This window comes from Phytohabitans sp. LJ34 (assembly GCF_052068095.1).
Taxonomy (GTDB): domain Bacteria; phylum Actinomycetota; class Actinomycetes; order Mycobacteriales; family Micromonosporaceae; genus Phytohabitans.
Genome location: NZ_JBQHDG010000033.1, coordinates 1 through 26669, shown reverse-complemented (window position 1 = coordinate 26669; position 26669 = coordinate 1). Strand labels below are relative to the sequence as shown.

The window sequence follows — 26669 nt, the reverse complement described above, 5'->3', positions numbered from 1 at the left end:
GGGGTGCTGGGTGCGGTTCCCCGGGTGGGCCGGGCTGGCCCCGTCGCGGTGTGCGGCGGGGCCGGCCGGCTGGACGGGTTACAGCAGGGATAGTGGTGTCTTCCAGATGCCGCGGCCGTGGGTGGCCGCGTAGAGGTGGCCGTCCTGCGAGGCGTGCAGGTCGAACACGGCGGTCAGCGGCAGGGAGAGGCCGGGCACCGTGATCGGCAGGCCGACCATGCGCCATTTGATGGTGTTCGGGGTGGCGCGTTTGTCGGCGACGAACACACCGAGGTCGGTGCTGACCACGAGCTTGTTGCCGACGATCACGAGGTCGGTGGCGGGTACGTCCGGGAAGCCGACCGACAGGTCGGTCCAGGCCACCGTGACCTGGCCGGCGGCGTTCTTGGCCAGCTTGCCGCGGTACACGTGCTTGACGCCCGCGCCGGGGCCCTCGATGAACCGCCGGTTGAAGCCGTTGAACACCAGATAGACGGTGGAGTTGCTGGGGTCGGACGGGTCGAAGGTGACCGCGTTGGGAAAGCGGTTGGGCAGGCCGGTCAGGTCCAGTTCGGTCCAGGTGCCGCCCCAGTTGGTGGCCACGCCGCGGGTGAAGCCTTCGCTGTTGCAGTTGGCCTGGCCGCACCAGGACGCGATGTAGGTGTCCTTGGCCGGGTCGGCAGGCGCGGACGGGTCGGCGACTGCGTCCATCCCGACGATGAGCCGGGCGCCGGTGGTGTCGGTGGCGTACTGCTGTATCCAGCCGTTGCCGTCGTCCGGGTCCGCGTTGGCTTCCTCGGCGGTGTAGGCGAATCCGTAGTCGTGCCGCCAGAAGGAGTTGCCGCCGGCGACGAAGCGTTCGCTGGCGCCGTCGCGGACGTTCTTGGACCCGCGGACGATCCGGAACGGTGCGGTGAAGCGTGCGTTGACATCCGGGACGGTGATGTCGAAGACGGCACTGGTCGAGCCGTCGGACTGGCCGCAGTTCTTGGTCATCCACAGCGCCAGGAAGGTGAACTCGTCGAGGATCTGGCAGCCGTCGCGGGTGTTGACGATGGTGTCGCCGCCGTCGCCGCCGAACGGGCTGACCTGCTCGCGGGCGCCGGCCCGTAGCAGCGAGCCGCCGTTGTCCTGCAGGCCGCCGGCGACCAGGTAGCCGCGCCGGTTGGGGTCCTTGCCGGTGCCGACCGAGTAGTACTGCAAGGTGCGCAGGCCGTTGTTGTGGTTGGTCCAGTCGGTGGCGTGGCCGGCCGCGTCCTCGGCGCTCTTGCCGGGTGCGTTGGGTCGGGAGTAGACGCCGCCGTCGTTGCCGACGTACAGCACGCCACCGGAGATGGCGATGGAGTGCTGGTCCGGGTGGGTGGTCGACGGGCAGCCGCCGTCCGGGTCGGAGGCGTCGTAGCAGTCGAAGCCGAAGTTCCAGTACGGGCCGATGGTCTTCCAGGTGGCCCCGCCGTCCTCGGTCTCGTAGACCTCTTCCAGGCCGAGGTAGATGTGGTTGGCGTTGGCTGGGTCGACCTCGACGAAGTTGTTGTACCAAGCCTGCACGCCCGGCGGGTAGTCCTGGTCGGCACCGATGGCCGAGCCGGAGTCTTCGAGCTTGGCCGAGTCGGCGACCAGCGTCCACGGGCCGAGCAGGCTGCTCGAGGTGAACACGCCCTGCAGGGCGACGATCGACGGTGCCTCCAGCACCATGGCGTACCGCGACCCGTCCGGCGAGACGGAGAACTCGGCGTTGCCGACGTCGGCGTTGTCTACGTCGCCGGTCAGCGCCGTCTTGGCGAAGCTGCCCGGTCCGCCGCCGGTGGTGGACAGGTAGAAGCCGTTGTACGCCGCGCCCGAGCGCCACGCCGCGTTGGCCAAGATGACCCGGCCGCCCGTGCCGGGCTGGATGACGACGTCGTTGACGATGTTGTTGTACGGCTTGCTGATGTCGGCGTCGTCGGCCGGGTTCGGCATCAGCACCAACTCCCACGCCTGGCCATGCTTGGCCGGGTTCGTCGAGTGCCGCCACAGCCCGCGGGTGGTCGCCGCGTACACCCGTCCGGCGCCGTCGAACTTCAGCTGGTTGATGCTGCGCGACTCCAACTCGGTGCCGCCGACCCGATCGGCCTGGCTGAAGCTGGACCGCGATGCGTGCCGGAGCCGGTAGACACCCGCGCCGGTGTACGAGGTGGCGCCGGTGTTGGCCTCGCCGGTGGCGTACCACAGGGTGTCCGCGGCCGCGTCGTAGACCAAGTCGCCGGTGGACAGTGCGAGGATGCGGTCCGAGATCGGTGTCCACCGGCCGCCGGGTCCGAGCTTCTTGCGGAACACACCGCCGTTGGCGCCGCCGGCGAACACGTAGCCGCCGCCCACCGCCAGTCCGGTGATCCGGCCGGCGACGTTGCCCCAGCCAGCGCCGGAGTTCGAAAAGACAGGATCGCGGTAGTTCGGATCGTCGGCGTCGTATGCCTGACCGGTCACCTCACGCCAGGGCGCGAACGTGCCCGGCAACCCCTTCATCTGACCCAGCGCCTCACCGTACTCACCCGGCGCCACCGACCCGTACGGCGCCAGCCGCGCCACCGCCTCCTGCATGGCGAAAGTCTTCAGACCAGCCGACCCGGCATGCGTCCCGGCCGCCGGCTTCGGATGTTTGATCGGCCGCTCAGCATCGGCGGCCACTGCCGGACCCTGCACGGTCGCCACCACAACCAGCGCCGCGATAGCGACGGCAACGCCTTTGAACCCACCAGATCTGATTCGTCCACTGTGAACGAGCACGCCTGATGCCCCTCTCACCCCAGGTTTCCCCGACGGCGCCCTCATGGGCACCGCACCCGACATCGGACCGTAGTTCGCCGACTACACCAAGGGGAATAGGCCAACAGAGCCTGTCAAGCGTCGATCGGATAACGACCTCGGTCATCGCGCGCCGGAGACGCAGTCACATCTCGCGGTGAGATCCCGATCACCCGCGCCGCGCTGCTCGCAATGAAAATCATTTGCGATAGCATGAGCGGGTCGGAGACGGGTCGGTGTGTGGGGTGGTCTGGTGACTGGTGAGCCGAGGGGCGCCGGGGTGCGGCGCCGTGCGGTGTTGACCGGCGCGCTGGCGGCGGGGCTGGCCGGTGTGGCCGGGTGCGGCGCTGACTCTGGGGCCGGGGCGGCGGTGTCGTCGTCGCCGCGGCGGGGTGGCCGGTTGCGGCTGGTCGCGTTGGGTAGCCCGACCGGTGGCCTGAATCCGTTGACGGCGACCGACGGCGCCAGCTTCATCGCGATGTTCCAGGTATATGACCAGTTGGTGCGCCTGGAGGGCGACCGTGTGGTGTTGTCGCTGGCGGAGTCGGTGGAGCCGAACGCGGACGCCACCGGGTGGACGATCCGGATCCGGGACGGGGTGCGGTTCCACGACGGCCGGGCGGTGACCGCGACGGACGTCGCGTACTCGTTGCGGATGTTCGGCGATCCCAAGCGCAGCCCCACCTTCGGTTCGCTGTACGCCGATGTGGATCTGGCGAAGCTGAAGGTCCGCGACGCCCGGACCGTCGAGGTCCCGCTGAGGCGGGCGCGGGGTGACCTGGTCGAGTCGGTGCTGGCGCAGATGTCGCTGGTCTTCCCGGACGGCACTACTGACCGGGACTGGGCTAAGGGTGTGGGCAGCGGCCCGTTCCGGTTGGTGTCGGCGGCCGCGGGCGGGGGCGTGACGCTGGCCCGCAACGGCGAGTACTGGGGTGGTGCGCCGCTGCTGGACGAGGCCACCATCGCGGTGGTCACGGATCCGGCCGCGCGGTTGAACGCGGTGCGCGGCGGGCAGGCCGACTACGCGGTCGATGTCACCCCGGCCAGCGCGCGTTCGGTGGCGAACTCGCGGGATGTGCGGATCCGTCGGGGTGGGCCGGGCAACTCGCTCGGGCGCAGCTTCGAGATGAACGTGCAGACCGACCCATTCCGCGACGCGGAGGTGCGCCGCGCGTTGCGGCTGCTGGTGGATCGGCAGCAGTTGGTGGACAACGTGCTGCTTGGGCAGGGGCAGGTCGGCAACGACGTGTACGGGCTCGGCCTGCCCGGCTACAACACCGAGCTGCCGCAACGCACCCGGGACGTGGAGCAGGCCAGATCGTTGCTGGCCAAGGCGGGCGTGACCCGGTTGACGATCAGGGCGGCCGACCTGGTGGCCGGCACCGTCGACGCGGCCCGGCTGCTGGCCGAACAGGCCCGCGAGGCAGGTCTTGCCATCACCGTGGAGCAGGCACCAGCGGACACCTACTTCGACGACTACCGGGGCGTGCTGAGTACGCCGTTCCAGGCGTTCTACTTCATCAACCGGCCCGCGGCGACGATGATCAGCACGTTCACTGGATCGAATGCGGCGTTCAACATCACCGGTGTGCGCGGCGGCGACTTCGACCACCGGCTCGCCGCGGCCCGCGCGACCGTCGACGACACGGCCCGCCGGCAGCGGTTCGACGAGCTGCAGCGCTACCTGTGGGATTCCGGTGGCGACATCGTCTGGGGGTACGCCGAGCAGCTCGATGCGGTCCGTCCCGGTGTGGATGGTGTGCGGCTGAGCCAGTCGGTGCCGCTGCTGGCCTCGGCCTACCTGCCGGCGTGATGGGCGTTTCCATGCTGGGTCGGGTGCTGCGGCTGGTGGCGGCCGCGTTGGCGTTGCTGCTGGCGGTCAGCGTGGTGTTGTTCGTGGCGGTGCAGGTGCTGCCCGGTGACCCGGTCACGCAGGCGTTGGGCAGCAACTACACCCCGGAGCGAGGTGCCGAGCTGCGGGCCCAGCTTGGGCTGGACGCGCCCGTGGCCGAGCAGTACCTGCGCTGGCTGGGCGGCGCGCTGCGCGGCGATTTCGGTACCAGCGCGGTCACCCGGACCCCGGTCGGTCCGGTGGTCGCCGACCGGGCCGGTAACAGTGTGGTGCTGGCGGTGGTCGCGTTCGTGGTGATCGCGGTGGTGGGTGTCGGCGCGGGTCTGTTGGCCGGCGCGAGGCCGGGCAGCGGGCGGGACCGGGTGGTCTCTGCGGTGACGCTGACGCTGACCGCGGTGCCGGAGTTCGCGCTCGCCGCTGTGTTGGTCGCGGTCTTCGCGTTCGGCCTGGGCTGGCTGCCGCCGGTGTCGCTGCTCGCGCCCGGGACGGGGCCGGTGTCGCAGCCGGCGGTCCTGGTGCTGCCGGTCGCGTCGCTGGCGTTGTACGGGGGTGCGTACACCGCCCGGATGGTCCGCGGGGTCGTCGCCGAGGTCGCTACCGGTCCGCACGTCGAGGCGGCCCGGATCGTCGGGCTGCCGGAGCACCTGGTGCTGCGCCGGCACGTGCTGCCGCCGGCGGCCGGAGCGATCGCGCAGGTGCTGGCGCTGCTGGTGCCGTACCTGGTCGGGGGAGCACTGGTGGTGGAAACGGTGTTCGCGTACCCCGGGTTGGGTGCGCTGTTGGCCAGCGCGGTCCGGGCCCGGGACGCGGTCCAGGTCGAAGCGGCCGGCCTGGTCCTGGCCGCCGTCGCGATCACCGGGTTCCTGGCCGCCGAACTGTTCCACGGTCGGTCCGGGCGCCAGGCGGCCCTGGCCGTGGGGGGCGGGAGATGAGAGCCGGACGGTTGCGGACGGTCGCGCTGGTGCTCGTCGCCGCGCCGGCCGCGCTCGCCGCGGCGCTCGCGTTGGCTGGCCCGCACCTGGCGCCGCACCGGGGCGACGCCATCGTGGGCATCCCGTACGAGCCTGCCCGGCCGGGCCTGCCGCTGGGCACCGACCACCTCGGCCGCGATGTGCTCTCCGGCCTGCTGGCCGGTGCTCGCGGTGTGGTAGTCGTGCCGGTCCTCGCGGTGGCGCTGGGCAGCCTGGTCGCGGTCCCGTTGGGGCTGCTGGCCGGCTGGCGGTCCGGGCGCGGCAGCCGGCTGCTGCTGCGGGCCACCGAGCTGCTGCTGGTCCTGCCGCCGCTGCTCGTACTGGTGATCGTCGTCGGTTCGCGGGCGCCCGCCGGTCTGGTCGTGGCGGTGGTCGCGCTGCTCGGCGTGCCCACCAGCGTCCGCTACCTGCGCGGCGCGGCCGCCCGAGTGGCGGGCAGCGGCTACGTGGAGCACGCCGTCGCCATGGGCGAGCGGCGGACCGCGATCCTGGCCCGCGAGCTGGCGCCGGCCCTGGCCGGTCCGATCCTGACCGACGCCGGCCTGCGCCTGGTCGGCTCGATATACCTGGTGGCCACGCTGAGCTTCCTCGGGTTCGCGCCGATCGGCGGGCAGAACTGGGCGACGATGGTGGCGCGCAACGCTGACGCCGGCGGCCTCAATCCGGCGGCGCTGCTGGCCCCGGGGTTGTGTGTGGTGGCGTTCACGGTCTCGGTGAACCTGCTCGCGGATCGCCTCGCCGGCCGACTGCGGGGTGCGCGATGACCGCGCCGCTGGACATCACCGACCTGCGCGTCACCGGTCCAGTGGGGCGGCCCGTCGTCGACGGCATCGCTCTGCGTTTGCAGGCGGGGGAACGGGTCGGGGTCGTCGGCGAGTCCGGCGCCGGCAAGACCACCCTCGCGCTGGCGGCCCTGGGGATCATCCGCCCCGGCCTGCGCCTGGCCGCCGGCCGGGTACGGCTGTGCGGGCAGGACGTCTTCACGCTGCCCGAGCGGGCGCGGCGACGGCTGCGCCGCCAGCACACGGCCTGGCTGGGGCAGGACCCGGCGGCCACGCTCACCCCGACAATGCGCGTCGCGAACCAGATCGGCGAACTGCTCGAACCCGCTGAACGCGATCCGGCCGCGATCGGCTGCCGCCTGGACCGTGTCGGCCTGCCGACCGACGCCGGGTTCCTGCGCCGGCTGCCCAGCGAGCTGTCCGGCGGGCAGCAGCAGCGTCTCGCGCTGGCCCGTGCGCTTACACGTGAGCCGCGGCTGGTGGTGCTCGACGAACCGACCAGCCGGCTGGATCCCGGCACCCGCGCGCTGGTCGTCACGGAGCTCGACCGGCTGCAACGGCAGCAGCGCTTTGCCCTGCTGGTGATCAGCCACGACCTCGACCTGGTCGCCCGGCTGGCCGACCGCGTGGTCGTCCTGCGGGACGGGGTGCAGGTGGAGACCGGCGACTGCCGGCCGACCCTGCGGACTCCCGCCCATCCGTACACCCGGCGCCTCGTCGACGCGTACCCGGATCCGCGCGCCGACTGGCCCCGCAGCGCGCCGGCCGCGGATCCCGCGGTGCTGTGCGTGCACGGCCTGAGCGCCGGATACGGTCACGGCGACGTCGTCCACGACGTTGGCTTCGAGGTACGGCCCGGTGAAGCGCTCGCCCTCGTGGGAGCCAGCGGCTCTGGCAAGTCCACCCTTGCGCGCTGCCTGGCCGGCTTGCATCAGCCCACCGCCGGTCAGGTCCGGGTCGCGGGCCATGTCCTGGCGCCGGCCGCCGAGCGGCGCAGCCCCGAGCAGCGCGGTTGGCTGCAGCTCATCCCGCAAGACCCGTACGGTTCGCTGAACCCGCACCGGCGCGTCGGCGCTGCGGTGGCCCGCCCGCTGCGGCTGCTGCACGGCATGTCCCGGCGGCAGGCCGCCGCGCGGGCGGTCGAGTTGCTGCACCGGGTGGGGCTCGGCGCCGACCTCGCCGGCCGCCGGCCTGGGCAACTGTCCGGTGGCGAACGGCAGCGGGCCGCCATCGCCCGGGCCCTCGCCGCCCGGCCGCGTGTGCTCGTGTGCGACGAGATCACCTCGGCGCTCGACCCCACCGTGGCAGACTCCATCGTCGGCCTGCTCGACGAGCTGCGCCGCGACGAGGGCGTCGCCGTGGTGTTCATCACCCACGACCTCGGCCTGGTCCGCCGGATGGCGGACACCGTCGCCGTCCTGGAAGACGGACACCTGGGCGAGTACGACACGACCGAAGCGGTCCTGAGCCGGCCACGGTCTGTGGCCGGCCGAGCGCTGGTAAATGCCGCACCGTCGCTGCACGCCACCCTCGCCACGGCTCTTTCCTTGGAGGCGTCGTCATGACCGACCAGAACAGCAACGACACACCGCTGACGCTGTCCGGTGGGGTGCGGTCGCTGCTGCCGTTCGCCCGCCCGGACTGGCCGCGGTACGCGCTGTCCGCCGTCCTCGCCGCTGCCGGAGCGCTGTGCCGGCTGGGTCCGCTGTACGTCATCCACCAGGCCCTGCGCCACTTGGTCGACGGCTCCGCCACCCGTACCGACTTCTACCGGCTGGCGCTGCTGGCGCTGGTATTCGTGGTCGCCCAGTACGTGCTGTTGGGCACGTCGATCTGGATCTCGCACCGGGCCGCGTTCGCCACCCTGTACCGGCTGCGGCTACGCGTCGGGGTGCGGCTGACCCGGGTACCGCTCGGCTTCGTTACCAGCCGCCAGTCCGGCGCCCTTCAGCGGACCATCTCCAACGACGTGGAACGGCTGGAGCTGTTCCTGGCCCACGCGCTGCCGGACCTGGTCGCCGCCGCGGTGTCCATCCTCGCGCTGACCGCGTGGATGGCAGTGGTCGACTGGCGGCTGGCGCTCGTCGCCCTCGCCACCGTGGTCGCCGGACTGTGGCTGATGAACGCGTCGATCCGGCGCAGCGGGAAGGACCAGCTCGGCGAGTACATGGTGGCGATGGGGCGGATGAACGGCTCGCTGGTCGAGCTGATCCGCGGCCTGCCGGTGGTGCGCACCTTCCACCGGCCCGGCCAGTTGTACGGCGAGACCCGTGACGCGGTCACCGACGCCGCCCGCTTCCAGGCCCGGTGGGGGCGGCAGTTCCTGCCGCTCTACACCGGCTTTCAGGTGCTCGCCGCCGGCACCGTCGTCACGATCGCTCCGGTCGCCCTGATCCTCTACCACACCGGCCACCTGACCGCCGCGGACCTGCTGTTCTTCGCCATCTTCGGGATCGGCTACGGGGTACCCGTGCTCCAGCTGACCGAGCTGAGCGTGCAGCTCGGGCACCTGTCGCTGGCCGCCGGGCTGGTTACCGCGCTGCGGGACGCCGGTGAGCTACCGGAAACCACCGACCTCGCCCAGATCGGCGAACCGGCCATGGAGTTCGACCGGGTGAGCTTCCGCTATCCCGGTGACCAGTCGGCCGCCGATGCCCTGCACGAGGTGAGCTTCCGCGCCGGACCCGGGACCGTCACCGCGCTGGTCGGGCCGTCCGGGGCTGGCAAGACCACGGTCGCGCGGCTGATCTGCCGCTTCTACGACCCTGACGCCGGCACCGTGCGGGTCGGCGGGACGGATGTGCGGGACATGCCGTTCGCCCAGCTGATGGAGCAGGTCACGTTCGTGTTCCAGGAGACGTTCCTGTTCGACGATACGGTGGCGGCCAACCTGCGCCTGGCCAAGCCCGACGCCAGTGACGCCGAGCTGGTCGCCGCAGCCCGCGCCGCCCACATCCACGACACCGTCATGGCGCTCCCCGACGGGTACGCCACTCGGCTCGGGGAGCGCGGCGGCCGCCTGTCCGGCGGGGAGCGGCAGCGGCTGGCGATAGCCCGGGCGCTGCTCAAGGGCGCGCCGATCATCGTGCTCGACGAGGCCACCGCGTTCGTCGACCCGGAGAACGAGCTCGCCCTGCAAGAGGCGATCACCGCACTCACCGCCGGCCGCACCGTCATCATGGTCGCCCACCGGCTGTCCACCGTGGCCGGAGCCGACCAGCTGCTGGTCATGGACGGCGGCCGGATCGTCGAGCGCGGCCGCCACGACGAACTGCTCGCCCGCGATGGCCTGTACGCCCGGATGTGGGCCGCCTTCGAAGGCGCGCAACAGATTTCGGTGTCGGCCGCCGTGCACGCTCAGGAGGCATGATGACCACCACGACGTACCGGGGTCCGATCAGGGCGGTGTGGCAGCTGTTCGGACCGTACCGCCGCCGCCTCGCCGTGGGCGTCGCGCTGCGGTTCGCGCAGGCGCTGGTCGGTGCGGCGCCCGTGGTCGCGCTGGTCTGGACCATCGAGCGTGTCCGCACTCAGACGCTCACCGCGCCGGTGGTCACCACCGCGATCGTCGTCATGGTGGCGGCCGCCGTCGTCCAGTACGGCCTGGCGATCGCGGCCAACCGGTTCGCCTGGATCTCCACGTACGAGGCGATCGGCGACGCCCGGCTACGCGCCCTGGAACACGTGCACCGCGTGCCGCTCGGCACGCTGCGGCAGCGCGGCACCGGCGACGTCAGCTCCGTGCTCACCACGGACTACGAGGCCGTGTCCACCTTCGCCAGCGTCGGCATGCAGCAGCTACTGGGCGCCGCCGCGCTGCCGGTCTTCGTCTTCGCCGGCCTCCTTGTGCTCGATCCGGCGATGGCCGCCGCGACCACGGCCAGCGTCCTGGTCGCCGCGCCGCTGTTCTGGTGGGCCAACCGCTACTTCCGGGCCAACGCCCTGGACCGCGGCGACCGAATGGCCGCCAGCGCCGGCCGGATCGTCGAATACGTGCAGGGAATCGCGGTGATCCGGGCGTTCGACCGCACCGGCGAACGCCTCGGCTGGTACCGCGACGCCGTGGCCGACCTCCGGGCCGTCAACGACCGCCTCGCCGTCCGGCTCACTCCGATAGCGCTGCTGACCATGGGCACCGTGCAACTCGGCGTTCCCCTGGTCGTCGCCGCGGGTGCGTACCGCCTCTTCGGTGGCGGCCTCGACGCCGCCGCCCTCATCGCCTTCCTGGTCCTCATCCTGCGCGTCTACAACCCGCTGCTCGAACTCGCCTCCAGCGTCGAACAGGTCCGCCTCGCCGACGCCGCGCTGGAACGGATCTGCCGGCTCCTGGCCCTGCCCGCCCAGACGTACCCCGACGCCCCGGTGGCCAAGCCCAGTGAGCCCAGCGTCCAGCTGGATGGGGTCACCTTTGGCTACCAACCCGACCAGCCCGTGCTGCACGACGTCAGCTTCGCCGTCCCCCCGCGCACGGTCACCGCGATCGTCGGCCCCAGCGGAGCCGGCAAGACCACCCTGCTCAACCTCGTCGCCCGCTTCTGGGACCCGGACAGCGGCGCCATCACCGTCGGCGGCACCGACCTGCGCCACCTCTCCGCCGACCAACTCTTCGACACCATCACCCTGGTACCCCAGGACGTGTACCTGTTCCAGGGGACCGTCCGAGACAACATCGCCCTCGGCAACACCGACCTCACGCCGGCCGCCGTCGAGGCCGCCGCCCGCACCTCCCAGGCCCACGACTTCATCACCGACCTACCCCACGGCTACGGCACACCCATCGGGGAAGGCGGCCAGACCCTGTCCGGCGGCGAGCGGCAACGTGTCTCCATCGCCCGCGCCGTCGCCAAGGGCGCACCCATCCTGTTGCTCGACGAAGCCACGGCCGCGCTCGACCCGATCAACGAACACGCCGTACAGCAGGCCTTGGCCCGGCTCGTCCAGCACCGCACCGTGTTGGTCGTGGCCCACCGGCTCAACACCATTCGCGACGCCGACCAGATCATCGTCCTCGAGTCCGGCAAGGTTGCCGAGACCGGAACCCACGACGAACTGCTCGCTGCGGGCGGTCTCTACACCCGCATGTGGCACGAACGCACCAAGGCCAGCCAATGGCAGCTCAACCCGACACCCCCAACAGGAGGGCTGACGTGATGCTCCCGCCGCATGCGCAACCCGGCGCAGTCGACGTGCGGACCGACACCCGACCCGCCGTCACCGTGCTGTCCGGGTTCTGGCCCGCCGCCACGTTCGCGACCGCCCGCGCGCTGCTGGCCGTCGACCCGTCGCTGCTGCTGGTCCGGCACGACCTGGCCGGCGTACGGGACGGCGTCGTGCACCGGATCGTACGCACCGGCTCCGGCGTACTGGAGGACGAGCGGGTCAGCCTCGTCCACGGCTGTGCCGCCTGCACCCTGCGCGAAGACGTGCTGCCCACCCTGGTACGGCTGGCACGACAGCATCCGTGCCACGACCTCGTCCTGATCCTCCCCGAGGCCGTGGAGCCGCAGACGCTGGCCGCCGCGTGCGAGTACTGCCTGGTCGACGGTGCCCCGGTTACCGAGGCGGTGCGTTTCGACTCGTACGTCACGGTCGTCGACGCGGCCCGCCTGCTCGGCGGCCTTTCCAGCACCGACGAACTGGCCCGCCACGGCCTGCACGCCGCCGACGACGACCATCGCACGGTCGCCGACGTGATCTCCCGGCAGATCGAGTACGCCGACACGATCGTCCTCTGGGGACAGTCCACAGAGGGCAGCTTCGACACCACCCGCCTTTCCATACTGCTGCACCGGATGGCGCCGTGGGCCGCCCACTTCACGCTCGGCGAGCCGGTCATCGACGGCACCGCGCTGGCCGCCCGGTTGCGGCACACCGGCCGGCACCGCCCGGACACCCCCGCCGTCCTGGCGCGCGGCATCGAGGGGCATACGGTCGGGGTTCACGAGCCGATCCCGGACTGCGGTGTGGTGTCCGCCGTCTTCCGCGCCCGCCGGCCGTTCCACCCCGGACGGCTGCACAAGGCCCTCGAAGGGATCACCGACGGCGTCCTGCGCTCCCGCGGCCACCTGTGGCTGGCCAGCCAGCCGGACACCGTCGTGGCCTGGGAGTCGGCCGGCGCTGGCCTTTCCATGGGCTCGCTCGGATCGTGGCTAGCCGCGCTCCCGGACGCCGGCTGGGACGAGGAAAGCGACATGCGCAGGCTGGCCGCCGCGATGGAATGGGATCCGTACTACGGTGACCGGCACAGTCACCTGGTCTTCATCGGCCTGGACCTCGATGCTGTCGGCCTGCACCGGCTGCTGTCCGCATGCCTGCTGTCCGACGGCGAACTGGCCACCGGCGAGGAAGTGTGGCGGCATTGGAGCGACCCGTTCGCCGGCTGCTTCACAACGCAGGCGCAGCCATGAGCGACCGCCGCCCCGGCCCGGTGCGGACGACACGTATGCCGGCCGCCGACAGCGGCGCCCTCAAAGCGGTGGTGCGTCAGGTCCTCGGCCTCGATGACCGGCACACGGTCGTCGTACAGCAACTGAGATGTGCCGAACCAGACTGTCCACCGGTGGAGACGGTGGTCGCCGTGCTGGCGGCCGCGAGGCGCCTCGGCGGTGGACCATCCACAAGCCACTGTCCGATGTAACCGGCCAAGACGTCCGCGACACCATCACCCCTGGAGGCCAGCTGTGACCGACACCCGGGTACCCGTGACCGTGCTCACCGGCTTCCTCGGCTCGGGCAAGACAACCCTGCTCAACCGGATCCTCACCGAGCAGCACGGCATGCGCATCGCCGTCATCGAGAACGAGTTCGGCGAGATCGGCATCGACGACGCCCTCGTCCTGGACGCCGAAGAAGAGATCTTCGAGATGAACAACGGCTGCATCTGCTGCACCGTGCGCGGCGACCTGATCCGCATCCTCGGCGCGCTGATGCGCCGCCGGGACCGCTTCGACCGGATCCTGGTCGAGACCACGGGCCTTGCCGACCCAGCACCTGTCGCGCAGACCTTCTTCGTCGACGACGAGATCCGCGACCAGCTGCGCCTGGACGCCATCATCACGCTCGTCGACGCCAAGCACATCCTCACCCACCTGGACGAGGTCAAACCCGAAGGGGTGGAGAACGAAGCCATCGAACAGGTCGCCTTCGCCGACCGCATCATCCTGAACAAGACCGACCTCGTCGCCGACGCCGAGCTGTGTGACATCCGCACGCGGCTGCGGCAGGTCAACGCCCTGGCCGAGATCATCCCCGCCCAGCACGGCAAACTCGACCTGAACCGGATCCTGGACGTGGGCGCGTTCGACCTGTCCCGCGTCCTGGAAACCGACCCGCGGTTCCTCACCGACACCGATCATCAGCACGACGCCACCGTCACCTCGGTCGGCATCCAAACGCCGGGCGAGGTCGACGTCGACAAGCTCAACGACTGGCTCGGCGAGCTGCTGGCCACCAAGGGCGTGGACATCTTCCGCTCCAAGGGCATCCTCGCCCTCGCCGGACAAGACCAGCAGTACGTGTTCCAGGGCGTACACATGCTCTTCGACGGCGACGACGGCCGCCCCTGGCGGGACGGCGAGCCGCGCACCAACCGCCTGGCCTTCATCGGCCGCAACCTCGACCGCGGCGAGCTTGAGGCCGGGTTCACCGCCTGCCTGACCGGAGCCGCCGCGTGAGCACCACCACCGCCGAAGCTCTCCTCTGGCAGACCACTGTGGACGATGTACCGGTCGCGCTCGCCACCGCGGGCGGGCTGGTCGCGGTGGCCGGCGCCGAAGGCACCTGCACCATCTACGACGCCGACACCGGCGAAACATCCGCTTCTTTGGCGGTCGACGGCGGACTGCTCGACGCCGCTTTCTCCCCGGACGGCGCCCACCTGGCGCTGACCGGAACGGCCGGATATCAGCTGTGGCACACCGCCGACCGCCGCCTCGACACACCACGAGCGGACGGCTGGTCTGCCCGCGCCCGCTGGGCCGGCGACGACCGGGTTGCCATCGCCTGCGGCCGCCACGTGGTGGTGCACGCCGCTGACGGTGCCGTGTTGTGGCAGACCGGTCCGGCGCCGAGCACGGTCACCGACCTGACCTGGCTGCGGCAGGGCCGGGAGATCGCGGTGTCCGCCTACAACGGCGTCTACCGGTACGCCCGGCACCGCACCGACCCGGTCGGCCACTACCCGTACCCCGGCTCGCACCTGGCCATCGCGGCCACCGGCAACCAGCGGTGGATCTGCACCGGTAACCAGGACCGCAGCGTGCACATCTGGCGCACCCGGGACGGCAACGAACTGGAGATGGCCGGCTTCCCCGACAAGGTCACCCGGCTGCTGTTCGATACCACCGGCCGCTGGCTGGCCAACAACGGCGCCCCGGACCTCACCGTGTGGGACTTCGCTGGTAAAGGCCCCGCCGGCACCTCCCCACGCATGCTGCGCGGCCACGACGCCTCCGTGACCGCGATGGCGTGGCGGCCCGGGACCGCCGCCGTGCTGGCCACCGCCGGCCGGGACGCCGCCGCCGCGCTGTGGCGACCCGCCACCGGCACCGCCGGCAAGCCGTCGCGCCCGGCCGCACGCCTCGACCTGGACGCCGCCGGCACCGCCCTGGCCTGGCTCGACCCGCAGCGGCTGCTGATCGCCACCCAGCTCGGCACGCTCCGTGCAATCGACACTGCCCAGCTCGCCCCAGCCCGTTGACCGAGGGAAGTGAACCGATGCCCGCCGATCCGTACGCGGAGTCCGGAGAGTTCATCGACGTGCTCAGCCAGGACGCCTGGCGAGCCCTGGGCGCCCCGATCAGCGACGCGCTGCGCCAGGCGGCGCCGGGGCAGGGACCGATCGTCGACATTGGCGCCGGGACCGGACTGGGCACCCTGCTGGTCGCGGACACCGTTCCCGACGCCGAGGTCATCGCCGTCGAACCGTCACCGATCCTGCGGGCCGTACTGCTGTCCCGTCTCGCCGCCAACGACGGGTTGCGGCGGCGCGTCACCGTCCAAGCCATCGACGTCGACGGGATGCGGCTGCCGCCACGCCTCGGCGGCGTGCTCGCGATCAACATGATCGGGCACCTGACCCCCGCGCAGCGCCGCCGCTTCTGGGCGGACCTGCGACCGCGGCTGGAGCCGGCCGCGCCGCTGATCGTCAACTTGCAACCGCCCACGGAGCCGACGGTCATCCCGGAGAGCCCGTTCACGTCGGTGCCGATCGGTCGACGCACCTACCAGGGCAGCGGCGGCGCCCGTCCCGCCGGCGACGACATGGTCACCTGGACCATGCGGTACCGGATCCTCGACGAGGACGGCGCCGTCGACAGCGAGTTCGTGGCGGAGTACCCGTGGCACGTGCTGTCCCCGCAGGACCTGCTCGACGAGCTGACCGCCGCCGGGTACGCCGCCACCGCCCGCGAGCTCGACGTGGTGGTGGCCCTACCCCGCACCTGACCCGTCACGGTCGCGTGCTCCATGCGGAGGCGCGTAGCAGCCGCAGCCCGTTCAGGGCCACGATGATGGTGGAGCCCTCGTGGCCGGCCACACCCAAGGGGCAGGTGGCCGACGATGTCCCAGGTGGCGAGCACGGTGATGAACGTGGCCGGGATGGCCAGGTTCGCGATCACGTAGCGCCGGGCCCGGCGGGACAGCGCGATCAGCGCGGGGACGGTGCTCAGGTCGTCGCGGGTGATGACCGCGTCGGCGGTCTGCAACGCCAGATCCGACCCGACCCGGCCCATCGCGATCTCGGCGTGCGCGGCGGCCACGGCCGGGGCGTCGTTGACCCTGTCACCGACCACCAGCAGGCGCTCGCCGCCGGCCTGGAGGTCGTGTACGGCGGCCACCTTGTCCTGCGGCAGCAGGCCGGCGCGGACATCGCCGATGCCCACCTCGGCGGCCACCCGCGCCGTGGCGCGGGGATTGTCCCCGGACAGCAGCGCCGGTGCTTGTCCAGTTAGGACGGTGAGCCGGGCGGTGGCCTCGGCGGCCGCGGGGCGTACCCGGTCGGTCAGCCCCAGCACGCCGGCCGGGACGCCGTCGACGGTTACCACGACGGTGGTGTGCCCGGTGTTCTCGAGGTCGGCCACCATCCGCCGCACCGGCTGGTCGGCGGCGCTCGCGCGGCCGACCGTGATCGGCAGCCCGTCGACGTCGGCCCGCACGCCCCGTCCGGGCGCAGAGGTGAATGCGCTCGCGGTGGGGATGTCCAGGCCGGCGGCGCGGGCGGCGGCCACCACGGCGCCGGCGAGGGGGTGTTCGCTGGCCTGCTCGGCGGCCGCGGCCAACGTCAGCAGCCGGTCAGGATCGGTCACCGGTCCGCCGGGCAGCGGCCGGACCGCGGCCAGTCGCGGCGTGCCTTCGGTGAGGGTGCCGGTCTTGTCGAAGGCCACCAGGCTGGTCTGGCCCAGCCGCTCCATCACCACGGCCGACTTGACCAGCACGCCGTTACGGCCGGCGGTCGCGATCGCGGCCAGCAGCGGCGGCATCGTCGCCAGCACCACCGCGCACGGCGACGCCACGATCATGAACGTCATCGCGCGTAGCAACGCCTCCGTGAATTCCTCGCCGAAGGCGAGCGGCGTCGCGAACAGGACCAGGTCGCTACCACGACGGCGACCGAGTAGCGCTGCTCGACGCACCGGACCAGGTGGTCGGCGCGGGTCCCCCAAATGCCGCTGGGGCACCGCACAAGGTGTCAATCAGCGTCCGTCTCTGTCCGAGTTCGGAGCTGCCGCGCTCGGAGTCATGACGCTCGCGGTACGGCGTCACCGCGAGTTGACCCCGGTCTGGATCGCGTTCGTGCTCGGGGTGCACCCCTTCCCGGTCGCATGACTCATCCTGCACCCCGGCCGTACACTCCGAAGCCCGTTCGGTGAAGCAACCCGACCCACATCGGCCCGCCGCGAACGCATATACACCCGCTCAACGGGTATACGACAAATGACGCCTCTAATCCACCTCCGGCTGGACAGCGTCGCCGCCATATCGATCGGACGCCAGGGGGCGGCGTCGTCAGGGACCGGCCGTCGAGGTTCGTGTCCAGTCTGACATGAGCGTTGATCGCACCGGTGTATTTCCGCATGCGGAACGCACCCCAGTGGAGAGGTAAATCGATGGCGTCTTCGTCTTTGCTGAACCGTGTCATGGCCTTCGTCCGCAGTCCGCACGGCCGTCAACTGATCGACCGGGGCCGGCAAGGCATGAACCGCCGTGGCAACCAGGGCCGACCGGGCACGGCCCACCCTGGGAACCAGAGCAAGCTGCGTACCCTCCTTTCCCGCTTCAACCGACCCCGCTGACATCACCGCCGGTGCCGCCGGCCCGACGAGAACGCTCGTGCGGCCGGTTCGGCGTACCGGCCCGGGCACGACTTCCTCGCCGGCCCCGGTGGGACGGGCGACACAGAAGGAGACCGCGCGTGCAGATCCAGGTCCACACGGACAAGAACGTGACCGTCAGCGATGGAATGGTCCAGCGCCTCCAGGCCGAACTCGAGTCCGCGCTGTCGCGTTTCAGTCATCAAATCACCCGCGTAGAGGTCCACCTCGGCGACGAGAACGCCGGAGGGTCCGGCGGCTCGGACAAGCGATGCATGATCGAGGCGCGGTCCGCGGGAAAGCAACCGGTCGCCGTCACGCACCACGCCGCCTCCGTGGGCGAGGCGTGCAGCGGTGCCGTACACAAGCTCGCGGCCCTGATCGGAAACAGGCACGGGCGGTCGAACAGCCATAAGGGCGGAGAGTCCATCCGTCGCCTGGAGGTAGGCGAAGGACTGAGCTGACCGCCGCCAACCGACGGCTCCGTGGTTACCTGTCACAGGGCGGCACGAAACGGCCGCCCTGTTCCAAGGGGACGGTTCGTGTCAGATCGTTTCGGAGCCATCGACGACGGCGCGGGCGAGTTCGGATAGCCGGCGGTTGTTGGTGCGGGCGGTGCTGCGGAGCAGGATGAACGTCTGATCCACGTCGACGTGCGGAGCCGAACGAAGGCGGCCTCCGCGCTGATACCGAGCTGGACCAGGATCATGCCGGTAGCCTGGTGCGCCTGGGCCTGGTGCGCGGTCGGGTCGTCGCGTTGCCAGGTCAGCTCCGCGGTGTCCGGCTGCGTCCCGGCCGCTGTGTCGAGCAGCAACATGGACGCCGTTTCGGCGAACGCCAACGCGTCGGCCGGCTCATGCTGGCTCAACGGCCCGGGACGGGTCCGGTACAGATCCAGCACCCCAACCGGATCGCGCCGACCTGCAGCGTTCCGAAGGTGTGCTTGCAGACCGCGTGTTTGAAGTAGTTGGCCCATCCGCGCATGATCTGGTTGAGCCGGGTCAGCACGTCCCTGGGTGGTTGCTGCGACAACCTGCCGGTGAGGGCACGGACCTTGTCCTTCAGCGACCGGATGGGCCGGTCGGCGATGAACGTGTAGACGTACCACTTGTTCGTACCTCGCTTGCGGCGCCACTGGATGCGGAACCTAAGGAAGTCGAACGACTCGCTCATGTGCACGATCCGGGTCTTGGCCGGCGACAGGCGCAGACCAAGGGGATCGAGCACCGTGGCGATCTCTTCGCGCAGGTTTTCGACGTCGTCGCGGGTGCCTGCACGAGGATGACGAAGTCGTCCGCGTAGCGGACTATCCGCCAGCTCGGCAGGCCCTTGGCGCGACGCCGGGTGCGTCGGCGTGGCGTACTGAGCACCCGCCGTCCAGCCACGGCCTGTGCACGTGCTCATCGAGCGCGCTCAGGGCGATATTGGCCAGCAGCGGGGACAGGATGCCACCTTGCGGCGTGCCGGTGAGGCTGTCCTCGTGCACCCGGGTCTCGGCGAGCACACCGGCTTTGAGGAACGCCTTCACCAGCGCGAGCATACGATCCGATAGCGTAAGCCAAGTTCGACAAGGTGCCTGACGGAGGCTTAGTTCACCGCGAACTCGGTCTTGCGGGCCTGGCTGACCCGACGTTCGCGGTAGAACACCATGCCGAGTAGGCCAAAATGGACGGCATTGACGATGAGGAACGCTATGCCGTCCCACCGCGAGAGGACGCCGTCATGCCCGAGCAAGCCGCTGACCGCGCGCATGACGAGGCCAGCTAGCACCGGGAGCACGTAGAACACGAGGTTGGCGATCGCCGCGGCGATGCCGAGCACGTAGAACGGCAAGTAAAGCCGGGCGATGCGCCGTTCCCGAGCGGGAATGCCGCTCAGATCGAGTCGGGCCTTTCCCCGCGATCGCCGCCATCGATCGTTCAGGATGGCCTGCACGTCCTGGGTGAGGTTTCCGGTCCGAAGCCAGTTCGTCAAGACGAAGTAGAGATCGGTGCGCAGGAAGATGGCGAACTGGTACGCGATCTGGGCTCCGACGATGTAGGCGATCACGGTCGGCACTCCGCCGCCGACTCCGGCCATCCGCAACGCGGTACAGGCCAACAGCACCGCCAAGTCGAAGGTCATGCCGGCCAGATACGGTGCATACCGTTCCCGCCGTGGGACGGCGCGAATTCCGCTCATGTCGGTCTGTGCGACCAGGAAGTAGAGACGCCGACTGATTGAAAGCGAGGCCACGCAGCCGCGGGCCCGCGCGGCCAGCATGTGGGCAAGCTCGTGGAGGAAGAGCATGACCCACACCAGGAGCACCAGTAGCAGCAGGTTGAGGCTGGCCTGAAGGTCGAGCAGCGCGTTCGCGGCGTGCGGGATCAGGTCGGGGCGAAGGACGAAGAGCACCGGCACGGCGAGCCACACCCCGGCGTAGAGCAGGCGCATCGGCGGCGCAAGGATCCAGGCCACCCGGTGTTGTGGCAAGGAGGCGAGCAGGCGCCAGCCACGACCGGCCGACTCGGCCGCCGCGGGGCTGGTGGCGGTGCCGTCGACGGCCTTCACGAATCCGCAGTCCAGCAGTCCCGTGACGAATTCGTCCAGCTCGGGCGCGACACCGTAGATGGCGGTGAACCTTCGCCGGACCTCGCCCAGTGTGAACCCACTGTCCAGCCAGGACAGCAGCCGGATGCCCTCGGCGGGCAAGGCGATGAACACTCCGGTCTCGGGCCGCCCGACCTCCTGGACACCGTCGTCCTCGGGGCCGATCGCCAAGGAATGAAGTTCGACGCGGGCCTGGTCCGTCAGGGCGATTCCCATGCTGCCGCCTCCTTCGTGGCCGCGGCTACGGGTCCGCAGGCCGGGCAGTCGTCGCGCCGGCGGCCGTCCATGTAGCGGAGCTCCAGGCGTGCCAGGTCGACAACCATGCGCCGGTTCAACATGGCTGGGCGCGTGGCGCCGGTCAGGTACTTGGCTGCCTCCATGGCGACGACGCTGCCGAGCAGCCCGGCGACGGGTGCCGTGCATGGGTTGGCCGCGGAATCGGAGAGGTGTTCCTGGATGTACCTGTTCATCGTTTCGAGCCACGGGAGCTCGTCGGCTCCGGCGAGTTCCACGCAGGCATAGCAAGCCGTCTCGAATGGCACGTGTAGGAACGCGCTGGCCGTGAGTCCGGCGTTGCCGCCGCGGATCCATGGCACCCGTTCGGCGATGGTGGCCGCGTTCAGCCATTCGTAGATCAGCCGCCGGGGCCGGTCCGCGGCGCAGACCAGCAGGTTCCGTCCTGCGATCATGGCGCGGGCCTGGTCCGGTCCGGACAACCGCTCCCGCACGGCGGTAACGCGGACGTGCGGGTTGACCTGTGCCAGGCGGTCGGCGGCCGCGGCGACCTTCGGCCGGCCGATGTCCTCCTCGGTGTAGAGCACCTGGCGGTTGAGGTTCGCCAGCTCCACCACGTCGTAGTCGACGAGAAGCAGTTCGCCCACGCCGAGCGCGGTCAGCGCCAGCGCCGCGTATGTACCCAGCCCGCCGACCCCGAGCACGGTGACTCTCGCGCTCTTGAGCCGATGTTGCATTTCGTATGCGGTCGCCGTGTCCGAGGGAAAGTGCGAGAAGAATTCGATGTTGCGGCGGTACCGTTCCACTTCCTCGGCCGAGAACGTCGCGGGTGGCAGCTCGGCCGCATCTTCCAGATAGCCGGCAGTGGCCAGTGCGGCTACCGCCGACGTAACGTCCTCGGGGCTCACTTTCGGGTCGTAGCGGTGCATCTCGCGGGCGAGATCGGCGTGGGTGTTGCTGCCGTCCAGCAGTTTGAGGAGATGCCAGGTGTGACCCTGTTCGTCGTCATCGAGTTCGGCGGCGAGCCCAAGATCAAAGCCGCCGATTCTGATCTTGCCATTGCCGAGCGGAATGGGCGGGAATACGGTCTTGACGCGCGGCCGTTCCACGATCTAACTCCCTGTTTTGTGCGAAAAGCGCCGACACCGATGCGTCGCTGGCCGGCGCGGAACTGTCTTCCGCGCCGGCACTCTTGGGTCAGCAGTCCCCGGAGATCGGACAGAATACGGTCGTCTCGATCTTTTCGAGCCGACGGATCTCGATCTTCATTCTCGCTACCTTTCGCTCACCGTGTCGCCAATACCTGGCAATCCCTTATAGCTCCGGCGCGGCCGGGGAGTCATTGGGTTCCGGGTGGCCTGAACCTGCAATGGCGTGAAATGACATGCCGGCCTGCCGGTCCGTCGGGCCGGTGGTAGCGGCGGTTACACGGCCAGCAGCGTGAGGACGTAGGTGGCCAGCAGCACGGCTCCCTCAGGCCGGGTCAGACGCAGCCCGCGGCGCAGCAGTACCCACGCGAGTCCGCTGCTGAGGAGCATCGTCAGCAGCAGCGCCGCCCCTGCGGTGGCCGGCCGGCCGGTGCCTGAGGCGAAGCCGATGACCGCGCCGCCGGCGAGGCTGTTGAACAGGTTGCTGCCGAAGAGGTTTCCCACCAAGAGCTCCGACTCGCCGCGGCGCTGGGCCTGCACGGTGGTGACGAGTTCAGGTAGGGAGGTGCCTACGGCGACGATGGTGAATCCGATGAGTACCTGTGAGGCGCCGAGGTCGGCGGCGATCGCGGCGGCGTTGCTGACCAGCAGTTGTGCGCCTGCCAGGACGCCGGCCAGCCCGGCGGCGGAGCGGATGGGTTCGAACCAACCCGGCGGTCGCCGTCCGGGCGTGGGGAGGTCCAGGACGGCCGGGTCTTCGGTGAACGTGGCCACGTCTTCGGCGAGCTCCTGGTTGCCGCGGGGCGTGCGGGCCCAGCGCAGCAACAGCGCCAGCGCGCCGAGCGTGGCGGTGGCGAGCACCGCACCGGCGGTCCGGCCGAGTCCGGCCCACGCCAGCGCGGCGAAGAGGCCGACCGCGCAGACGGCGAGCGGCACTTCGCGGCGGAGCACCTTCGAGGTGATCGCCATCGGACCGATGAGCGCCGCTACGCCGAGGATCAGGGTCAGGTTGAGGATGTTGGAGCCGACGATGTTTCCCACGGCGATTCCGGTGTCGCCGCGTGCCGCGGCCACCGCTGATACGAGCAGCTCGGGTGCGGAGGTGCCCAGGCCGATGACGATCACACCGACCACGACGGCGTTGATCCGCAGCCGTCGCGCGAGTCGGGACGAGCCCAGCACGAGGTGGTCGGCGGCGATGGTGAGCAGGGCCAGACCGGCGGCGGCCAGCGTGATTTGAACGAGCATGGCGTGCTCCTGGGCTCGACGTGTCTCGACATCGCCGACCAGGCTTCCCGGCACACCAGGCCGTCACGGTACCGCACCGGTGCCACCGGAAGGGATCTATATAAGACAGTTCAAAGCTATGGATCCATCGATGTTCGTTCGGTACAGTTCGTTCAGCATCCTTTGAACGCCGAGGTGTGGTGATGAGCGAACCGACGCCAGGTGAGCGCGAGTTCATCGAGCGGATCGGTATGTTCTTCGAGACCTTGGGCACCGCACGGATGATGGGCCGGATCTATGGCTGGCTGATGATCGGCCCAGAGCCACATCAGTCGATCACCGAGTTGGCGGCCGCGTTGCGGGCCAGCAAGGCCTCCATCAGCACGGTCATTCGGCAGCTGGAGCTGGGTCAGCTGGTGGAGCGGGTGCCGATGCCGGGTTCTCGGCAGCATCACTACCAGCTCAAGCCCGGCGGTTGGGCGCAGATCCTGCGTGCGCGGGTGGCCCGGCTACGGCCGGGCATCGAGGCGGCCGAGTTCGGGCTGTCGATCGTCGGGAAAGACCGGTCGGTGCAGCGCGAGCGGCTGCACGAGCTGATGGACTTCTTTGACTTCGTCGGTGTGGAGTACGGCGAGGAGCACGTGCGGCGGTGGGAGGAGCACGCCGAGAAGGCAAGGGCCCGGCGGGCGGGGGAGCGGCGATGAGGGCTGTTGCCGTCGCGCCGCGCGGACGGATGCGGTGCTCGTGTGCGGCCGCGCGTAAGGCGGACTCGGATCCGCCGCGCTGACGGTGGTAGGGCTTCTCACTCATGCGTGTTCGATCCGCATCGCGTCATGCCGCGCGGTGCCCCTCTCCTTCTCTCCATTGTGGAGTGTCAACGTGAGCGTTCAGAACGGGGCGGCGATCGACATCGCCGGCCTGACCAAATCTTTCGGCCGGGCCAAGGCGCTCGACGGGCTCGACCTGACCGTAGAGCCCGGCGAGGTGCACGGTTTCCTCGGCCCGAACGGCAGCGGCAAGACCACGACGATCCGGATCCTGCTGGGCCTGCTGCGCGCCGACGGCGGCACGGTGCGGATGCTCGGTGGCGACCCATGGCGGGACGCCGTCGCCCTGCACCGCCGCCTGGCGTACGTGCCCGGCGACGTCAACCTGTGGCCGAACATCACCGGCGGCGAGGTGATCGACCTGCTCGGCCGGATGCGCGGTGGGCTGGACCGGGCCCGGCGGGACGAGTTGCTGGAGCGTTTCGACCTCGACCCGCGCAAGAAGGCCCGCACCTATTCCAAGGGCAACCGGCAGAAGGTGGCGCTGGTCGCCGCGCTCGCTTCGGACGCCGAACTGTTGCTGCTTGACGAGCCCACCTCGGGCCTCGACCCGCTGATGGAGGCGCAGTTTCAGCAGTGCGTTCACCAGGTCAAGCGCGAAGGGCGCACGGTGCTGCTGTCCAGCCACATCCTCGCGGAGGTGGAAGCGCTCTGCGACCGGGTGAGCATCATCCGGCTCGGCCGCACGGTGGAAACAGGCACGTTGGGCGAGCTACGCCACCTGACGCGTACCTCGATAGCGGTGGAGACGGCGCAGCCGATGGCCGGTATCGACTCCTTGCCGGGTGTGCATGACCTGGTCCTGGAGGACCACCACGCACGGTTCGATGTGGACACCGCGAAGCTTGACGAGGTGGTGCGGCGGTTGGCGCCGCTGGGTGTGCGGAGTCTGACGAGCACGCCGCCGACGCTGGAGGAGATGTTCCTGCGGCACTACGGCGACCAGGACGCATCATGACCGGCTTCGGTGGGCTGTTGCGGTTCATGCTGCGGCGGGAGCGGTTCGCGCTGCCGTGGTGGCTGCTGGGCGCCGCGCTGCTGGTTCTGGTCCAGTCCACGCAGAGCCAAAACCTCTACGACACGGCTGAAGACCTGGCCAAGCTGCGCCAGACCATCGGTAGCAACACCGCCGCGATCGCGATGAGCGGGCCTACCCGCCTGCTGGATTCCATCGGTGGCGAGGTGGTGTTCGAGATCTTCTGGTTCGTGTCCGTGGTGGTCGCGCTGATGAGCATGTTCCTGGTGGGGCGGCACACCCGCTCCGATGAGGAGTCTGGCCGGGCCGAGCTGGTCCGCTCGGCCCGCGTCGGACGCCACGCCACGCTCGCCGCCGCGCTGACGCTGGCCGGGCTGGCCGACCTGACCGCCGGGCTGCTGGTGTTCCTCGTGGCCGTCGGGACCGGGCTGCCGGTCTCCGGGTCCGTTCTGTTCGGTGCGGCGATCGCCGCCGTGGGCGCGGTCTTCGCCGCGCTGACCGCCGTGGCCGTGCAGGTGTTCGAGAACGCCCGGGCCGCGTACGGGGCGGTCGCGCTCGCCCTTGGCACCGCCTCCGCGCTGCGTGCCGCCGGCGACGTCGGCAACGGCGCCCTGTCGTGGTTGTCGCCGATCGGCTGGGGTCAGCGTACGTTCCCATACGTCGACAACCGGTGGTGGCCGCTGGCCATCCCGGTGGTGGCGGTCGCCGTACTCGGCACGGTGGCGGCGGCGCTGCTGGAGCGCCGCGACTTCGCCGCCGGGTTGGTGCGACCCCGCCCGGGACGGGCTACCGCCACCACCGCGTTGGGCTCTCCGCTCGGACTGGCCTGGCGGCTCCAGCGCGCCTCGCTGGCCGGCTGGGCCACCGGCCTGTTCCTTCTCGGCGCCGCCTACGGATCGATCGGCGACAGCATCGAGCAGTACGTGGCCGACAACCCCGAGGTGGCCGACTTCCTACCCGGCGGCGCGGCCGACATCCTCGACTCCTTCCTGGCGCTGACCGCGATGACCCTCGCGCTGATCGCCGCCGCGTACGCGGTCGTCACCGCCCTGCGCATGCGCGGCGAGGAGACCTCCGGGCGCGCCGAGCCGGTGCTGGCCACGGCAACGAGCCGCGCCGCATGGCTGGCCAGCCACCTGAGTGTGGCGGCTGTGGGCAGCGCCCTGGTGTTGACCGCGGCCGGACTCGGCGAAGGCCTCGCGTACGGGCTCACCGTCTCCGACGCCGGTCAGATTCCACGCCTGATCGGCGTCGCGCTCGGCTACCTGCCGGCCGTGTTGCTGGTGGTCGCGGTCGCGGTCCTCGGCATCGGCTGGCTACCCCGGGCAGCCGCCGCGCTGTCCTGGGCCGTGTTCGGGTATTGCGCGGTGATCGCGCTGTTCGCCGACTCGTTCAACATCCCCGAGTGGCTGCGACGCGGCTCTCCGTTCGCGCATACACCGCGAGCGCCACTCGACCCGCTCACCGCGACACCGCTACTCGCCCTCGGTGCCCTCGCCGCGGTGCTCGCCGCGGCGGGGTACCGCGGTCTCCGCCGCCGCGACCTGAGTTTCTAGCCCGAGCCGCTGGGGGCCGGTCCGTCAAAAGGCCGGCCACCGGGCGGATCAGGCGGTGAGCGCGGTCAGGCCACCGACTCACCGAGATGCGGGCCTCACAGGTGTGGTGTTTCCCCGCGGAAGCTGGTGGCGCCCCATTCCCGTTCGACGATCGAGCAGAAGGTCGCATCCACCGACGCGTCGTCACCGAGATGGATTTGTGGTGCCTGGGTCCGCAGGGTCTGGTCCCTCTGCACGAGGTACGCGTAGCTAAGGGGGCAACCTGACTCTGCCACGGCTGCCAACCCTCGCCACAGATAGGTGGTCCAGCGGCTCATCTCGGCACTCCCTTTAGGCGGCGACCACGGCGAGGTCGATTGCGCGGTCGGTGCGCTCCCAGGTCAGCTCGGGCAGCTCGCGGCCGAAGTGGCCGTAGGCGGCGGTCTGCCGGTAGAT

The 26669-nt window shown here is 70.5% G+C and carries 22 protein-coding genes and 1 pseudogene; 14 read left to right on the top strand and 9 right to left on the bottom strand.

Going from position 1 to position 26669, the window contains the following annotated elements; translation table 11 throughout:
• Window positions 1–78 precede the first annotated feature (78 nt).
• Window positions 79–2559 (bottom strand): glycosyl hydrolase, encoded by a 2481-nt coding sequence (locus ACTMTJ_RS40980; RefSeq protein ID WP_441224160.1) that lies wholly within the window; start codon window positions 2557–2559, stop codon window positions 79–81.
• Window positions 2560–3016: 457 nt separating this feature from the next.
• On the opposite strand from ACTMTJ_RS40980, the gene ACTMTJ_RS40975 reads away from it, so the two are divergent.
• The 10 genes from ACTMTJ_RS40975 to ACTMTJ_RS40930 all read left to right on the top strand — a co-directional run bounded on the left by ACTMTJ_RS40975 (window position 3017) and on the right by ACTMTJ_RS40930 (window position 15812).
• A complete protein-coding gene (locus ACTMTJ_RS40975; RefSeq protein ID WP_441224159.1) occupies window positions 3017–4576 on the top strand; it encodes an ABC transporter substrate-binding protein in 1560 nt (519 codons plus the stop codon).
• Window positions 4576–5547, top strand: coding sequence for an ABC transporter permease (locus tag ACTMTJ_RS40970; RefSeq protein WP_441224158.1), 972 nt, complete (start codon window positions 4576–4578; stop codon window positions 5545–5547). Before ACTMTJ_RS40975 ends, ACTMTJ_RS40970 begins: the two co-directional genes overlap by 1 nt.
• Window positions 5544–6350 (top strand): ABC transporter permease subunit, encoded by an 807-nt coding sequence (locus tag ACTMTJ_RS40965; RefSeq protein WP_441224157.1) that lies wholly within the window; start codon window positions 5544–5546, stop codon window positions 6348–6350. The genes ACTMTJ_RS40970 and ACTMTJ_RS40965 overlap by 4 nt, the downstream gene beginning before the upstream one ends.
• Window positions 6347–7933, top strand: a complete 1587-nt coding sequence (locus ACTMTJ_RS40960; RefSeq protein ID WP_441224156.1) for an ABC transporter ATP-binding protein — start codon at window positions 6347–6349, stop codon at window positions 7931–7933. The genes ACTMTJ_RS40965 and ACTMTJ_RS40960 overlap by 4 nt, the downstream gene beginning before the upstream one ends.
• On the top strand, window positions 7930–9738 hold the full coding sequence (locus ACTMTJ_RS40955) for an ABC transporter ATP-binding protein (protein ID WP_441224155.1): 1809 nt from the start codon (window positions 7930–7932) through the stop codon (window positions 9736–9738). The genes ACTMTJ_RS40960 and ACTMTJ_RS40955 overlap by 4 nt, the downstream gene beginning before the upstream one ends.
• The gene (locus ACTMTJ_RS40950; protein WP_441224154.1) at window positions 9738–11519 is read left to right on the top strand and encodes an ABC transporter ATP-binding protein; all 1782 of its coding nucleotides are present in this window, start codon (window positions 9738–9740) and stop codon (window positions 11517–11519) included. The genes ACTMTJ_RS40955 and ACTMTJ_RS40950 overlap by 1 nt, the downstream gene beginning before the upstream one ends.
• Entirely contained in the window at window positions 11516–12775 is a 1260-nt protein-coding gene (locus tag ACTMTJ_RS40945) for a CobW family GTP-binding protein (RefSeq protein ID WP_441224153.1), read from the top strand. The genes ACTMTJ_RS40950 and ACTMTJ_RS40945 overlap by 4 nt, the downstream gene beginning before the upstream one ends.
• A 273-nt stretch (window positions 12776–13048) precedes the next feature.
• Entirely contained in the window at window positions 13049–14041 is a 993-nt protein-coding gene (locus ACTMTJ_RS40940) for a CobW family GTP-binding protein (RefSeq protein WP_441224152.1), read from the top strand.
• Complete coding sequence (locus ACTMTJ_RS40935) at window positions 14038–15066, top strand: WD40 repeat domain-containing protein (RefSeq protein WP_441224151.1); 1029 nt, start codon at window positions 14038–14040, stop codon at window positions 15064–15066. Before ACTMTJ_RS40940 ends, ACTMTJ_RS40935 begins: the two co-directional genes overlap by 4 nt.
• Window positions 15067–15083: 17 nt before the next feature.
• Complete coding sequence (locus ACTMTJ_RS40930; protein ID WP_441224150.1) at window positions 15084–15812, top strand: class I SAM-dependent methyltransferase; 729 nt, start codon at window positions 15084–15086, stop codon at window positions 15810–15812.
• 215 nt (window positions 15813–16027) lie between these two features.
• Here ACTMTJ_RS40930 and ACTMTJ_RS40925 read toward each other — a convergent pair.
• A pseudogene (locus tag ACTMTJ_RS40925) lies at window positions 16028–16777 on the bottom strand (HAD-IC family P-type ATPase); the annotation flags it as partial.
• A gap of 1001 nt (window positions 16778–17778) precedes the next feature.
• Here ACTMTJ_RS40925 and ACTMTJ_RS40920 point away from each other — a divergent pair.
• Complete coding sequence (locus tag ACTMTJ_RS40920; RefSeq protein ID WP_441224149.1) at window positions 17779–18141, top strand: HPF/RaiA family ribosome-associated protein; 363 nt, start codon at window positions 17779–17781, stop codon at window positions 18139–18141.
• Between the two features lie 32 nt (window positions 18142–18173).
• Here ACTMTJ_RS40920 and ACTMTJ_RS40915 read toward each other — a convergent pair whose 3' ends face one another.
• The 6 genes from ACTMTJ_RS40915 to ACTMTJ_RS40890 form a co-directional block, all read right to left on the bottom strand.
• The gene (locus tag ACTMTJ_RS40915) at window positions 18174–18578 is read right to left on the bottom strand and encodes a hypothetical protein (RefSeq protein WP_441224148.1); all 405 of its coding nucleotides are present in this window, start codon (window positions 18576–18578) and stop codon (window positions 18174–18176) included.
• Window positions 18542–18904 carry a group II intron maturase-specific domain-containing protein gene (locus ACTMTJ_RS40910; protein WP_441224147.1) on the bottom strand — a complete coding sequence of 121 codons (363 nt, stop codon included), beginning with the start codon at window positions 18902–18904 and terminating at the stop codon, window positions 18542–18544. The genes ACTMTJ_RS40915 and ACTMTJ_RS40910 overlap by 37 nt, the downstream gene beginning before the upstream one ends.
• Window positions 18905–18983: 79 nt before the next feature.
• Window positions 18984–19217 (bottom strand): hypothetical protein, encoded by a 234-nt coding sequence (locus tag ACTMTJ_RS40905; protein WP_441224146.1) that lies wholly within the window; start codon window positions 19215–19217, stop codon window positions 18984–18986.
• Between the two features lie 47 nt (window positions 19218–19264).
• Window positions 19265–20482, bottom strand: coding sequence for a hypothetical protein (locus ACTMTJ_RS40900; RefSeq protein ID WP_441224145.1), 1218 nt, complete (start codon window positions 20480–20482; stop codon window positions 19265–19267).
• Entirely contained in the window at window positions 20467–21609 is a 1143-nt protein-coding gene (locus ACTMTJ_RS40895; protein ID WP_441224144.1) for a HesA/MoeB/ThiF family protein, read from the bottom strand. The genes ACTMTJ_RS40900 and ACTMTJ_RS40895 overlap by 16 nt, the downstream gene beginning before the upstream one ends.
• 315 nt (window positions 21610–21924) lie before the next feature.
• The gene (locus ACTMTJ_RS40890) at window positions 21925–22896 is read right to left on the bottom strand and encodes a calcium/sodium antiporter (protein WP_441224143.1); all 972 of its coding nucleotides are present in this window, start codon (window positions 22894–22896) and stop codon (window positions 21925–21927) included.
• Between the two features lie 182 nt (window positions 22897–23078).
• Between ACTMTJ_RS40890 and ACTMTJ_RS40885 the strand changes: the two genes are divergently transcribed.
• The 3 genes from ACTMTJ_RS40885 (at window position 23079) to ACTMTJ_RS40875 (ending at window position 26234) form a co-directional block, all read left to right on the top strand.
• Window positions 23079–23579, top strand: coding sequence for a GbsR/MarR family transcriptional regulator (locus ACTMTJ_RS40885; protein ID WP_441224142.1), 501 nt, complete (start codon window positions 23079–23081; stop codon window positions 23577–23579).
• Between the two features lie 175 nt (window positions 23580–23754).
• Entirely contained in the window at window positions 23755–24660 is a 906-nt protein-coding gene (locus ACTMTJ_RS40880; protein ID WP_441224141.1) for an ABC transporter ATP-binding protein, read from the top strand.
• Window positions 24657–26234: an ABC transporter permease gene (locus tag ACTMTJ_RS40875; protein WP_441224140.1), complete on the top strand. Its 1578-nt coding sequence runs from the start codon at window positions 24657–24659 to the stop codon at window positions 26232–26234. The genes ACTMTJ_RS40880 and ACTMTJ_RS40875 overlap by 4 nt, the downstream gene beginning before the upstream one ends.
• A 95-nt stretch (window positions 26235–26329) precedes the next feature.
• On the opposite strand, the gene ACTMTJ_RS40870 is transcribed toward ACTMTJ_RS40875, so the two are convergent.
• Window positions 26330–26551, bottom strand: coding sequence for a hypothetical protein (locus tag ACTMTJ_RS40870; RefSeq protein WP_441224139.1), 222 nt, complete (start codon window positions 26549–26551; stop codon window positions 26330–26332).
• Between the last annotated feature and the right edge of the window lie 118 nt (window positions 26552–26669).

Bases quoted from the DNA above. Each gene is read 5' to 3' on its own strand.
- ACTMTJ_RS40980 (WP_441224160.1), bottom strand. From the start codon at position 2,559: ATGCAGGAGGCGGTGGCGCGGCTGGCGCCGTACGGGTCGGTGGCGCCG.
- ACTMTJ_RS40970 (WP_441224158.1), top strand. From the start codon at position 4,576: ATGGGCGTTTCCATGCTGGGTCGGGTGCTGCGGCTGGTGGCGGCCGCG.
- ACTMTJ_RS40965 (WP_441224157.1), top strand. From the start codon at position 5,544: ATGAGAGCCGGACGGTTGCGGACGGTCGCGCTGGTGCTCGTCGCCGCG.
- ACTMTJ_RS40960 (WP_441224156.1), top strand. From the start codon at position 6,347: ATGACCGCGCCGCTGGACATCACCGACCTGCGCGTCACCGGTCCAGTG.
- ACTMTJ_RS40955 (WP_441224155.1), top strand. From the start codon at position 7,930: ATGACCGACCAGAACAGCAACGACACACCGCTGACGCTGTCCGGTGGG.
- ACTMTJ_RS40950 (WP_441224154.1), top strand. From the start codon at position 9,738: ATGACCACCACGACGTACCGGGGTCCGATCAGGGCGGTGTGGCAGCTG.
- ACTMTJ_RS40930 (WP_441224150.1), top strand. From the start codon at position 15,084: ATGCCCGCCGATCCGTACGCGGAGTCCGGAGAGTTCATCGACGTGCTC.
- ACTMTJ_RS40905 (WP_441224146.1), bottom strand. From the start codon at position 19,217: ATGCTCGCGCTGGTGAAGGCGTTCCTCAAAGCCGGTGTGCTCGCCGAG.
- ACTMTJ_RS40900 (WP_441224145.1), bottom strand. From the start codon at position 20,482: ATGGGAATCGCCCTGACGGACCAGGCCCGCGTCGAACTTCATTCCTTG.
- ACTMTJ_RS40890 (WP_441224143.1), bottom strand. From the start codon at position 22,896: ATGCTCGTTCAAATCACGCTGGCCGCCGCCGGTCTGGCCCTGCTCACC.
- ACTMTJ_RS40885 (WP_441224142.1), top strand. From the start codon at position 23,079: ATGAGCGAACCGACGCCAGGTGAGCGCGAGTTCATCGAGCGGATCGGT.
- ACTMTJ_RS40875 (WP_441224140.1), top strand. From the start codon at position 24,657: ATGACCGGCTTCGGTGGGCTGTTGCGGTTCATGCTGCGGCGGGAGCGG.
- ACTMTJ_RS40870 (WP_441224139.1), bottom strand. From the start codon at position 26,551: ATGAGCCGCTGGACCACCTATCTGTGGCGAGGGTTGGCAGCCGTGGCA.